Origin of the sequence: Vibrio sp. 10N.261.51.C6 (genome assembly GCF_041471785.1) — a bacterium.
Classification (GTDB): Bacteria; Pseudomonadota; Gammaproteobacteria; order Enterobacterales; family Vibrionaceae; genus Vibrio; species Vibrio crassostreae_C.
On sequence record NZ_JBFRPB010000019.1, the window covers coordinates 90934 to 103840 of the forward strand.

At 44.9% G+C, this 12907-nt stretch carries 10 protein-coding genes; 7 read left to right on the forward strand and 3 right to left on the reverse strand.

Annotation, left to right across the window (positions count from 1 at the left end):
- Positions 1–79: 79 nt before the first annotated feature.
- Entirely contained in the window at positions 80–559 is a 480-nt protein-coding gene (locus AB4375_RS04755) for an Sbal_3080 family lipoprotein (RefSeq protein ID WP_017068825.1), read from the reverse strand.
- A 195-nt stretch (positions 560–754) separates the two neighbouring features.
- Here AB4375_RS04755 and AB4375_RS04760 point away from each other — a divergent pair, with 195 nt between their 5' ends.
- The 3 genes from AB4375_RS04760 (at position 755) to AB4375_RS04770 (ending at position 2471) form a co-directional block, all read left to right on the forward strand.
- Positions 755–1153, forward strand: coding sequence for a hypothetical protein (locus AB4375_RS04760; protein WP_102398497.1), 399 nt, complete (start codon positions 755–757; stop codon positions 1151–1153).
- Positions 1154–1942: 789 nt separating this feature from the next.
- The gene (locus tag AB4375_RS04765; protein WP_004730320.1) at positions 1943–2191 is read left to right on the forward strand and encodes a type II toxin-antitoxin system Phd/YefM family antitoxin; all 249 of its coding nucleotides are present in this window, start codon (positions 1943–1945) and stop codon (positions 2189–2191) included.
- Positions 2181–2471: a type II toxin-antitoxin system RelE/ParE family toxin gene (locus AB4375_RS04770; protein ID WP_372051112.1), complete on the forward strand. Its 291-nt coding sequence runs from the start codon at positions 2181–2183 to the stop codon at positions 2469–2471. The genes AB4375_RS04765 and AB4375_RS04770 overlap by 11 nt, the downstream gene beginning before the upstream one ends.
- Positions 2472–2596: 125 nt before the next feature.
- Here the strand turns inward: AB4375_RS04770 and AB4375_RS04775 are convergent, their stop codons facing one another.
- Both AB4375_RS04775 and AB4375_RS04780 read right to left on the reverse strand, forming a co-directional pair.
- A complete protein-coding gene (locus AB4375_RS04775; RefSeq protein WP_017038978.1) occupies positions 2597–2941 on the reverse strand; it encodes a hypothetical protein in 345 nt (114 codons plus the stop codon).
- Between the two features lie 333 nt (positions 2942–3274).
- On the reverse strand, positions 3275–5857 hold the full coding sequence (locus AB4375_RS04780) for a molybdopterin oxidoreductase family protein (RefSeq protein ID WP_372051113.1): 2583 nt from the start codon (positions 5855–5857) through the stop codon (positions 3275–3277).
- 473 nt (positions 5858–6330) lie between these two features.
- Between AB4375_RS04780 and nirB the strand changes: the two genes are divergently transcribed.
- The 4 genes from nirB to AB4375_RS04800 all read left to right on the forward strand — a co-directional run bounded on the left by nirB (position 6331) and on the right by AB4375_RS04800 (position 12888).
- A complete protein-coding gene (gene nirB / locus AB4375_RS04785; RefSeq protein WP_372051114.1) occupies positions 6331–8913 on the forward strand; it encodes a nitrite reductase large subunit NirB in 2583 nt (860 codons plus the stop codon).
- Positions 8914–8971: 58 nt separating this feature from the next.
- A complete protein-coding gene (nirD, locus tag AB4375_RS04790) occupies positions 8972–9316 on the forward strand; it encodes a nitrite reductase small subunit NirD (RefSeq protein WP_136977923.1) in 345 nt (114 codons plus the stop codon).
- Positions 9317–9459: 143 nt separating this feature from the next.
- Positions 9460–10929: a NarK family nitrate/nitrite MFS transporter gene (locus AB4375_RS04795; RefSeq protein ID WP_017060867.1), complete on the forward strand. Its 1470-nt coding sequence runs from the start codon at positions 9460–9462 to the stop codon at positions 10927–10929.
- 168 nt (positions 10930–11097) lie between these two features.
- Positions 11098–12888, forward strand: a complete 1791-nt coding sequence (locus AB4375_RS04800) for a protein kinase domain-containing protein (protein ID WP_372051115.1) — start codon at positions 11098–11100, stop codon at positions 12886–12888.
- The last annotated feature ends 19 nt before the right edge of the window (positions 12889–12907 follow it).

Consider the following 12907-nt stretch of genomic DNA (forward strand, 5'->3'; position numbering starts at 1 on the left):
TTCGTCTATTCGTCTATTCGAGCAGAGCTTAAAGAAAAATAGAAAGCGAACAAAGGTATAAGTTAGTAAACTAATTAGACTAGTTCGTCGCTTTTGAATCTGATGAATTAGCTGCTTTCGTTGCTTCTTCAGCAGTTTTCTTACCAAATACCGTATCCATCATAAAACCAATACGCTTAGCTGCATTACCAAATTTGTTTGGGTTAGCCGTGTATGGGACTTTAAATTCTACTTCACCTACTCTTTGTCCGTTCTGATAAGCATTGATCTCCGCTTGCTTTAAGAACAACGCTAAGTCCCAGCTCCAATGGCCTTCATACTCCAATGTCAGCTTATCAAGATCGTGCTTCGACTTATCAGGTACGACGGTGTAGGTATAATCGTTATCTTGCAGCCACGTTTCCATAGTATTTAAAAACCCTTCACGTGTTTCAGCGTCTTTAACGATAACAACATCAACTTCAGTCGTAGGTTCTGGAATCGCGCTCCCAGTGTAACGAGGGGCTCCACAACCAGCCAAAATTAAAACCGAAAGCGATAATAGTAGGTATTTTTTCACGTTATATATCCATTAACAGTTAACTGCGTGAATGATACCACATCAAAAAAATGACATATTATATAAGCAAAGGTTAATCAGACATTCCTTGTTACATAAGGCACTAAAAAACAACGAAAGAAAATGCGAAGGCTATGGGTCTCCTTTGATGAACATTTAAATCATCGCATCATTGAATGCATCATAAGGGATATCATGGAAAAGACACTTCAAACCAAACTGGCGACTAGCCTACTACTGCTGAGAATCGGCATTTTTATCGTCTTCTTGTTCTGGGGCTTAGATAAGATCCTTGTCCCTGAGCACGCGACAAAAGTACTGTCTGGCTTTTACGGCATCGACATCTCGAACAATGCGATGATGGCTCTGGGTGTCGCGCAGCTCGGATTTTTAGGCGCATTCGTTGTGGGCATGTGGAAAAAGTACACCTACGGAGCCATTTTAGTCCTTCATGCAGGCTCAACTTTCGCCTCTTTTGGAAAATACATGGACCCGTTCAATAACCTTCTATTCTTCGCCTCTTGGCCAATGCTCGCAGCCTGTATCGCAATCTTCTTACTTCGCAATTACGACACTTACAGCGTGTCCAACTAACACAAAGGGCGCCGTTATTGGCGCCCTGTTTGGTTGGGTTGATTCTTATCAACCTAAAATACTCTGTTAGCTGTATGACCCTATTTTACATTTCTATAAGTTACTAGAAACCCTGTCAAACCTATTGAGAGAGCAGCAATACATACTCCCCTCAGTATTGCATCATTGAGATAAGCTGAGTAGAAAAGCATTGCAATAAATGCACTACATGACACCAAAAAAGGTGCAATTGAACGATGGGTAAAACGTGAAGTATCAACCACACTATAACGATCTAGAACCAAATCCAAGAGCAAGAGCATGTGCATAACAAACAAAACATTTAGTACTGGAAGTACCCAGTAAAACCAACTATCTACAGGAAAGCTAAATAGTTGAACAAAGGTAAGGTGAGCCAATATAAAAAAACAAAATACTTTTCCAACCATTCGAACTACTTTGTACTCTAATGCGGTATGTTCGTCGGGCGACAGAAGCAAGTGGCTTGACTGAAGAAACCCAAATAGCCAACCAAACTATAAGTAATACCATGGTTCAAGAGCCTCTAAATTAAGGTTTACGCAGCTATTTTGAATTAGATATCTAGAACTATTATCCCAAGATATCGACACTTTACGCCTTGCTAAGGTGTGAGCAAACCAATACCTTAGCCTCCGCATAATACCTTAAACACATAAACCAACGCATAGTAAAAATGCCACGCGTTGCGAATTATTCTTAAGCAACTTGTTATACCTCTTGGTTGAGGCTAAAATGACCAAAACAAAGACCACTTAAGAGACCTATTACATGACCACTAGAATTTTAGCCGATGTTGCTGCAAGCATTACTGAGTTGAAAGCTAACCCTATGAAAGTTGCAACTAGTGCTTACGGTGAACCTGTTGCTGTACTGAACCGAAATGAGCCAGCATTTTATTGCGTACCAGCCGAAGCGTACGAAATGATGATGGACAGACTCGAAGATCTTGAACTACTAACTATTGCGAAAGAGCGTGAATCTGAAGAGAGTATTTCGGTAAATATTGATGACCTATAAACTCGACTTTAAAAAGAGTGCACTCAAAGAGTGGAAAAAGCTTGGCTCAACGCTTCAACAACAATTTAAGAAAAAGCTAATCGAGCGTTTAGATAACCCGCATGTTCCGGCTTCAAAACTCTCTGGAGCTGACAACATGTATAAGATTAAGCTGCGCCAATCGGGCTACCGTCTCGTCTACAAAGTTGAAGACGATGTCATCATTGTAACCGTCTTAGCAGTCGGAAAACGCGAACGTAGCGATGTTTACCGTACAGCTATGAAAAGGTTAGATGATTGATTGCGGTAGCCGCATTAAGTGGTGAGCAACGCACGACCACTGAACTTAAAGTATTGTGCCGTAGACACTTAACTTGAAGCAAACCAAAAATGCCGAGCGTTGGGAATCCCTCTTAAATGCTTTTGTTATGTCACTTTCCCAAAGTTAGAGACTTTACTTACTATGTTTAATGTAAACCACACGATAATCGGAGGAGTTACGATAATTACAAATATCTCAAAACTATCTAGCCTATCGAGAAATTGGATAAAGTCCTGAGAGAAAAAATGAACCGTCAACAAGTTAAGTTTAGAACCAAGCCATAACGTCATTACAAGAACGCAAATCGCCCACCAAACTAAAAATGTATATTTAACAAAGCTCCATTTAAACACAGAAAAACCTTTAGGATTCTTATATGCAAATGTTACTAAGGGGATAATGATAGCAACAATAACCCCTATAACGGCAATCAAGTTTGATAAATTCAAATTACCTCCTTATCTGGTGACATAACAGCTATATTAGACAGAATAATTCTATATTTTGTCCCTGAAACAATTCTGTCTAGTTTCCAAGACACACTACACTTAGTCTAATAACTCATTTAATAACATTATCTTACCTACTTATCTTCGTATCAAACATGACGAAAAGCAGAAATTTTCCATATAGTTTCTGCAAAATGCAGAAAACTCCCTAATGTGTGAGTAAGCCGCAGTTCAGGCAATAAAGGTTTTATCTTGGGAATCGTATTCTCAAACAAAAACGCCGACGTAATTGTCGGCGTTTTTGTTATAGGTATGATGAGTGAGAGGTAGTAACTACTTCGCCATAGTACTCAAAAACTCGGCTTCGAACTCTTCATCGGCTTCTCTTGTTAGGCACTCCACCAGCCAGTCGATGCTTTGATGGTCTAGCTTACTGTTCACCACGAAGGCTTGCTTTACGCCAGACTGACCCAGCTTGGCAGAGCCGTAGTTCTTGAATGATTTATTGCCATGATAATGGAGTGATTTGATCGCTTCTGCGTCAGGTTCTGGCAAGGCATCGAGGGTATTAGCAAGCTGAATCACCAACTCCATTGGGTTCTTAGAGGAAGATATTCGATACAGAAAACCGCCCTCCACTCTTTGGCGAACCCAGTAATCAAAGCCACTGCAGTCCATCACTTTGTCGCTGACCAGTGCGGCTTCACTACGATAACCACACGGCTCTACGACAACAGGTGTGTGTTTGAATTCTGGCTGACCTGATGCGGCATCGGTATGAGGCAAGATTAGTTCGCATGGTTTGCTGTCTTTGGCGGTGGGTGCGTTCCAGTGGATAGGCATGAAGACTTGTTCACGGCGCATCTCTTTGGTCACCACTAAGCGGGCTTGGCACTCCCCTTGTGCGCTGCGCACTTTCACCACTGGATTAATAGTGGCGTGGTTGAAAGCATCTAGCCCAAACTCATCCAAGTTCAGTTCTGAAACGGTATCTGGGTGCATCGCAACAAAAGGCTCAGGGGTATGCTCACCTAAACCTGCCGCCAAGCCCGTGCGGCTCATGGTGTGCCATTGGTCTCGGATTCGCCCTGTGTTCATGATAAGTGGGAATTCAAGGCTGGTATCGGCAATCGGTTTGTCGTGCTCAACTGCAATAAACTGCGCTTTGCCTGATTCGGTAAAGAACTCACCATTGGTGAACATGCGCTGTTCGATGATCTCAGGTTGATACTCAAGTACTGGCCATTGCTGTGGAGTGAGTTCGCCATAGCCTTTTTCATCCAGTTGCGTGAGTCCAATTAAGCACAAGTCTCGCGCTTTGCCCGTTTCATTGCCGAGCGCTGTCATCTCGCAATACTCTTTGAAGATCTCGCCTTCGTGGCGGTAATCAAACTGCTCTTTGAATCCCATTTTTTGCGCCACTTCTTTCAAGATCCACCAATCCGGTTTGGCTTCTCCTGGGCTTGGTAATATACGGCGTTGGCGTGAGATTCGACGCTCAGAGTTGGTTACGGTGCCCGACTTCTCACTCCACCCTTGTGCGGGCAGCACCACATCGGCCAAGCGAGTGGTTTCAGTGTCGGCAATACAATCAGACACCACCACAAATGGGCACTTCTCTAATGCCGCTTTGATCTTTTCACTGTCAGGCAGGCTCACGACTGGGTTGGTTGCCATAATCCACACCGCTTTGATTTTGCCTTCATTCATGGCATCAAACAGGTCAATCGCTTTTAAACCCGCATGTGTGGCTAAGCTGTCGGTTTGCCAAAACTCGCTGACGGTTTGGTGTGATTGCGGATCACCAAATTCAAAATGCGCCGCTAAAGTATTGGCTAACCCGCCCACCTCACGTCCGCCCATCGCGTTCGGTTGTCCTGTGACAGAGAATGGCCCCATGCCCGGCTTGCCAATTTTCCCGGTGGCTAAATGGCAGTTAATAATGGCGTTTACCTTATCGCACCCTTGTGTCGATTGGTTCACGCCTTGGGAGTAAATGGTTAGCACCTTCTCGTTCGATGCAAACAAACTGTAGAACTGTTTCAGCTGCTGCTCTGTTAACCCTGTGAGCTCAGGAACGCTTTTGTCGCCCCAGCCCGACTCTGTATAACGATATTGAGTCGCAGATCGAATCGATTCAGTAAAGCCTTGAGTGTGGTTTTCTATGTAGTCTGTATCTAGCTTGTCGTTATCATCGAGGTAACCCAATAAACCATTGAACAACGCGACGTCTGAGCCTGATTCCAATGCCAAGTGTATATCAGCAATTTCACAGGTGTCGGTATAACGCGGGTCGATGACGATGACTTTCAATGCAGGGTTGGCTTGTTTTGCGACTCTTAATCTTTGGAAAAGTACCGGATGACACCATGCTAGGTTGGAACCTGTAATCACGACTAGATCGGCTTGCTCGAGATCTTCGTAGCATACCGGTACTGTGTCTGCGCCAAATGCTCGCTTATGCCCGACCACGGTTGAAGCCATACACAACCTAGAGTTACTGTCGATGTTGCCACTGCCGATGAAGCCTTTCATCAGTTTATTGACAACATAGTAGTCTTCGGTAAGGAGCTGACCAGACACATAGAACGCAACGGAATCGGCCCCAAATTCTTCGATGGTTTGATTGAATTTGTCTGCGACCAACTGAGTGGCACTGTTCCAATCTAGCTCTTGTTTTTGCTCATTCTGAATATGAGCAGGCTGTGTAAGACGACCTAAAGGCGTGACGGTGTCGCCGAGCGCAATCCCTTTAGTGCATAGCTTTCCATAGTTTGATGGATGATCTTTATCACCACGCACTTCTAGTTTTCCTAACGATGTCGGTCTCGCTTCTATTCCACACCCTACACCACAATAAGCACAGGTCGATTTTATCCAGCCGCTGTTTGAATCGGTCATCCGTTTCTCGCTCAATTATCCATAATTGTAATAACTGAAAATAAGCAAATAACACGCCACTTCATAGCAATCAACAAGCAAGAAATATTTAACAATAAAAACAAGAGCTTAATAAACACAAACCTATCAGAAATGAGCAAAATAGAAATTAACCACGATAGAAACTTAATTTTTGCACCATCTTGCAGAAAGTTGCACCACAAATGCTCATTTGTATAAATCTAACAAAAAATTTACATACTACTTTAGGGGTAATCATGTGTTACCCTTATTTTTTAAGACATTGAAAAATATGCATTAATTTTTATTTTAATGAACAAACCGTAATCTGGCACCCTCCTTGCTCAACTAAAAACCAAGAGTTGGAAAAAACATTTTTTGTTTTTCTTGATGATTATGAATTGAGTGGAATCTCAACCCGGTATTCATCTGCTAACTACTAGAAATTAGATGCTAGTGATGATAATGCCGAGAATAAGGAATGGATTATGAGCAAGAAGAAAATCGTCGTTGTTGGTAACGGCATGGTTGGACACAAATTTATCGACAACATCCTGCAATCAGACAGTGATGAATTTGATGTGATTACTTTTAGTGAAGAGCCAAGGTTAGCGTACGACCGTGTTCAGCTGACGGCTTACTTTAATGGTAAAAGTGCTGATGATCTGTCATTGACCAGTGAAGAGTATTACCAAAGCAACGGCGTGAACTACTTGTTGAACCAGAAGGTTGCCAAGCTAGACACTGCCAATCAACAAGTCATCACTGAAAGTGGTCACGTTGAAAGTTACGACAAGCTAATCTTGGCGACGGGCTCTTTCCCTTTTGTTCCCCCTATTCCCGGTAACGACCAAGAACACTGTCACGTTTATCGGACTATTGAAGACTTAGACGCAATTGAACTATCAAGCAAAGGTAGCAAATCTGGTGTGGTGATTGGTGGTGGTCTGCTTGGCTTAGAGGCCGCAAACGCAGTCAAAAACCTTGGCTTAGAAACCCATGTGGTTGAATTTGCGCCTCGCCTGATGGCGGTTCAATTAGATGACGGTGGCGGTGCCCTATTACGCAGAAAAATTGAAGACCTTGGTGTGCAAGTTCATACCGAGAAAGCGACCTCTGAAATAGTCGATGGCGAAAACGCTCGCTACCGCATGAACTTCGCCGATGGCACCCATTTAGAAACCGACATGATCGTATTCTCTGCGGGTATTCGCCCACAAGATGCTCTAGCTCGCAGCTCTGATATCGCCATTGGTGAACGTGGCGGCATCGTGATTAATGATCACTGCCAAACTAACATCGACAACGTGTATGCGATTGGTGAATGTGCGCTTTGGGACAACAAGATCTTCGGCTTAGTCGCACCCGGTTACTCCATGGCGAAAGTCGCGGCTTCGCATATTGTCTCCGGCGGCACTGACGATGCTGCATTTACTGGTGCCGACATGAGCACCAAGCTCAAACTACTTGGCGTCGATGTGGCCAGTATTGGTGAAGTACATGGCAAGACGGAAGGCGCTCAGTCGTATACCTATAACGATGAAATCGAACAAGTGTATAAGCGCCTAATCATCTCAGCTGACGGCACAAAGATTGTCGGTGCGGTATTGGTCGGTGATGCAGAAGCTTATGGCTCGCTACTGCAAATCAAGCAAAACGATATGCCCCTTCCTGAAAACCCATCAGTGTTGATTTTGCCTAATGTGGCCGATGATTCAGGCTCTGCAATGGGTGTTGAAGCTCTGCCTGATAGCGCTGTTATTTGTTCATGTTTTGATGTGACTAAAGGCGACATTAAAGACGCGGTATCTGCTGGCTGCACCACGATGGCTGCACTGAAAGAAACCACCAATGCTTCAACAGGTTGTGGCGGCTGTTCTGCTCTTGCGAAACAAGTTCTCGATAGCGAACTGAGTAACTTGGGTGTTGAAGTCTCTAACGATATCTGTGAGCACTTTGCTTACTCTCGCCAAGAGCTGACTGACATCATCCGCGTCAACAAAATCAAGACCTTTGATGAGCTGTTAGATTCTCACGGCAACGGATTAGGCTGTACCGTGTGTAAACCAGCTGTCGGTTCGATTCTGGCTTCGTACTGGAACGATTACATCCTTGAAGATCAACACATCGAACTGCAAGACACCAACGACATCTACCTTGGCAACATGCAAAAAGACGGTACCTACTCAGTGGTTCCGCGTATTGCTGGCGGTGAAATCACACCGGATAAATTGATCGTACTTGGTGAAGTCGCTAAAGAGTTCGACCTGTACACCAAAATCACCGGTGGTCAGCGTGTCGACTTGTTTGGCGCACAACTTAACGAACTGCCTATCATCTGGAAAAAGCTGATTGATGCAGGTTTCGAAACGGGTCACGCCTACGGAAAATCGGTTCGTACCGTGAAATCGTGTGTGGGTAGCACTTGGTGTCGATACGGTGTCGACGACAGTGTTGGCTTAGCGATTCGACTTGAGAACCGCTACAAAGGCCTGCGTTCACCACACAAGATCAAGTTTGCGGTTTCTGGCTGTACTCGTGAATGTGCAGAAGCCCAATCAAAAGATTTTGGCATTATCGCCACCGACAAAGGTTGGAACCTCTACATCTGTGGTAACGGCGGTATGCGCCCTCGCCATGGTGACCTTTTCGCTACCGACCTTGATGAAACCACACTCCTTAAATACATCGACCGCGTTTTGATGTTCTACACACGTACCGCAGACCGCTTACAGCGTACATCGGTATGGATGGAGAACCTTGAAGGCGGCATCGAATACCTCAAGCAAGTCGTGATTGAAGACAAGCTCAACGTTGCTGAAGAACTTGAGGCCGATATCGCCCTCAACATCGAAAAATACCAGTGTGAGTGGAAAACCACCATCGAAACCCCTGAAAAGATGAAACGCTTCCAGCACTACATCAACAGCGAAGAAATGGACACTAGCCTGTCATTCATCAAAGAACGAGAGCAGCGTTTTCCTAAGCCGAGCTTGAGCTCTTCTTCCGATTCAAAACGCGATGAAAAGCTCGCTAAAGCAGACCAAATCGAAGTGACTGAGGTTTCATAAATTTCATCAGGTTCATCAATAAAAAAATAAAAACTCAATTTTAGACTAGGAGAAAGTCATGGAAAATTGGACAACCGTATGCAGCACCAGCGATCTAACCCCAAACGGGGGAATTTGCGCCAAAGTAGACGATAACCAAGTGGCTATTTTTTACTGCAAGCGCAGCGACACGCTTTATGGGCTCTCTAATTACGACCCTATCGGCAAGGCGAATGTGATGTCACGTGGTATAATTGGTTCATTAAGCGGAGAACCTTACGTGGCCTCACCCTTATACAAGCAGCATTACCACTTAGAAACTGGCGAATGTCTTGAACAGCCTGAGCTCAAGCTCGTGAAATTTGAAGTTCGCAAACAAGGAGAACAAGTTCAAGTTCTCGCACCACTTACTATCGCCAGTTAACTAAACCGCCGACACCATCATGCAAACGCTTATTAGCGTGCGCAATTTCGGCACAGGGTTTATGCACATTAAAAGCGTTCTAAGTTCGGAAGTAACGCAGGTGCACAAACCGGGTAATTTTCCAGATTTAAAGGATTTAAACCATGGATAACACTAAATTTTCGCTGCTTTCATTTACGGGTAAGATGAAGGTCTTACACCTAAGCTGGATGGCCTTTTTCATTACCTTTGTTGTGTGGTTCAACTTTGCCCCACTACTGCAAATGGTAAAAACTACGCTTGGTCTTTCTACTGAAGAGATCAAAACCCTCCTTATCCTCAACGTTGCATTAACCATTCCGGCGCGTGTCGCAATAGGCATGCTAACCGATAGATACGGCCCAAGGTTGGTCTACTCTTCGCTACTCGCTGTCTGTTCGATCCCTTGTTTTATGTTTGCTCTGGCAGACTCTTTCATCCAAGCGGCAATCGCTCGTTTCCTACTGGGCTTCATTGGTGCAGGTTTCGTTGTCGGTATTCGTCTTGTGTCTGAATGGTTCCCACACAACGAACTGGGTACTGCAGAAGGTATTTACGGCGGTTGGGGTAACTTCGGTTCAGCAGCAGCAGCGTTCACACTTCCAACTCTCGCTCTAGCGTTTGGTGGTGAAGACGGCTGGCGTTATGCGGTCGGTATTACTGGCGTAATGAGCTTAGCGTTCTCGTTTATCTTCTACAAAAACGTGTCAGATACACCAAAAGGTTCGACTTACTTCAAGCCTGCTCAAGTAACAGCAATGGAAGTGACATCAAAGGGTGACTTTTTCTTCCTACTTATTATGAAGATCCCTATGTATGCCGCTTTAGCGCTACTGACTTGGAAGCTATCACCAAGCAACATCAACATGTTGTCTGACATGGCGGTTTACTCTGTGTATGCAGGTTTAGCAGCACTTTACGTGTACGAAGTGTCGCAAGTTTGGAAAGTAAACAAGAACGTATTTAAAGAAGAAGTGCCTGAGATTCACCAGTACAAATTCAAGCAAGTTGCGGTACTTAACGTATTGTACTTCGCGACATTTGGTTCTGAACTGGCTGTGGTTTCTATGCTGCCACTGTTCTTCTCTGAAACCTTTGAATTAACACCGGTTCTTGCAGGTATGGTTGCATCGGCTTATGCCTTTATGAACCTAATGTCTCGCCCAGGTGGTGGTTGGATTTCAGATAAATTCGGTCGTAAACCAACACTGCTTATTCTAACGATTGGTCTTGCTGTGGGTTACTTCGCAATGGGTCAAGTCGACAGCACATGGCCTGTATGGCTAGCGGTTGTTGCGGCGATGGCGTGTTCTTTCTTCGTGCAAGCGGGTGAAGGTGCGGTATTCGCAACGGTTCCTCTAATCAAGCGTCGTATGACAGGTCAAATTGCAGGTATGACGGGCGCTTACGGTAACGTGGGTGCAGTAGTTTACCTAACTGTGTTGTCATTCGTGAGCTACCAAACCTTCTTCTTAGTGATTGCTGCAACAGCGGTACTTGGCTTTGTGACTCTACTGTTCATGGAAGAGCCTAACGGTCAAATCGCCGAAGTAAACGACGATGGCAGTGTCACGCTGATTAATGTCTCAAGCTAGTCTCAGTACTATGAAGCATTGATATTATTGAATCGGGAGAAGCACCTTAGCGGATACATCAATGCTAGGTGCTTCGTTCAAAGGCTCTAAGTTCACTAGGGCTTTTGTTCTTCCTAGGATGTTCTGTCAAGGAAGCGGGAAGAAGAGCAGTTAAGAAGAAGACCAGTTATGACAATTTCATTCAGCCAAGGGCAAGTCATCACGCCAGAATCCAACAACCAGTTAACGCTTAAGTTTGGTGGTTATTCGAATCAAGGCGTACGTGATGAAAACCAAGACGCCATCATTGTAAAACACCCCAAAACTCGCGTAGAGCAAGAGTTGAAAGGTAGTGTTGCCTGCATAGCAGACGGCGCAAGTTGCAGTGAACATGGCCAGAAAGCCAGTCACACCAGCGTGATGCAGTTTATCGACGACTATTACGCAACTCCCCAAAGCTGGAGCATCCAACGTTCGGCGCAAAAGGTCTTAACGTCCCTCAATTCTTGGCTCTTCAACACGTCTGTTTCTAATATTCATCCCGCACAACAAGTGAACCACAATGCCCTCGTTTCGACGTTCAGCAGCGTGATATTAAAATCGAACACCGCACATATCTTCCACGTGGGCGACAGTCGCATTTACTTACTAAGAGATGGAGAATTACGCCAGCTAACGCGCGATCACACCCGTAAAAATATGGGGCAAAAGCATTATCTAACACGCGCCTTAGGCATGGACAACCAACTCAACGTTGACTATCAAACCCTGCCTATCAAGAAAAACGACTGCTTTATCCTGACATCTGATGGCGTGCACGAGTTTGTCTCTCCCAATACCTTCAAGGAACACATCGACAAACCCGGAGCAGATTTCGAATACGCAGCACAAACCATCTGTAACACCGCTTTAAGCCACAATAGCTCAGACAACGTGAGTTGCTTGATTGTGCAAGTCAGCCATCTGCCTAAACCTTCGCTGATTGAGTTCCATGAGAAGCTAGCTAAACGTGCCATCCCCCCCGCTTTAAAGCTCGGGCAAAGTATCGACAACTTCATGGTGCTTGAGGTGTTGTATGCAGGATCTAGAAGCCATGTGTATCGTGTGATGCAGAAAGAGACACAGACCGAGTTCGTGCTGAAAGTCCCTTCCGTCCAATATCACGATAGCCCTTCGCAACTCAGAGCTTTCTTTAATGAACAATGGGCGGGGATCTTGTTAAAAAACAAGAGAGTAATGAAGGTTTACCCGACGCCAGAGAACTCGCAATTCTTATACCAAATCTGCGAATGGGTAGAAGGCATCACGCTAAGACAATGGATGTACGACAATCCAAAACCGTCACTCAATGAAGTACGCGACATACTAGAAAAGATCACTCAAGGCATTCGAGTACTGCAACGTGCAGACATGGTGCACCGAGACTTAAAGCCGGAAAACATCATAATTCAACGTGATGGTGAGGTAAAAATCATCGACCTTGGTGCGGTGTTAGTGAGAGGCCTTGAAGAGGGAGAGCTCACCGACAAAGACGACACTCCATTAGGCGCGGTCAATTACATAGCGCCAGAGACCATCAAGCACAACACGGCCACCACAAGCTCGGATCTGTTCTCTATCGCCGTGATCGGCTATGAGATGCTAACAGGTGGATTGCCCTACTCTGAAATGACTGCACAATCGCTTAAGCAATCTCGTCATCATCAGTGGGAATACCAACCCATCACACAGAAACGAGCTGACTTGCCAAGTTGGGTAGATTTGGTGTTACAAAAAGCCTGCGCGGAATCACCAAGCGAACGTCATCAAGTGTTGGGGGATTTTGTAGCAGACCTTTACACACCAAACCAAAGCTTGGTGAAAAGCAAAGCCAAGCAACCTTTGATAAACCGAAACCCAATCCAGTTTTGGAAAGTGTTGGCTTTGTTGCTCGGCATTGTTGCCATTGTAGAAATGGGCTTATTGCTCAGTGCTAGTTAAAACCAAGTTCGAGTTAATT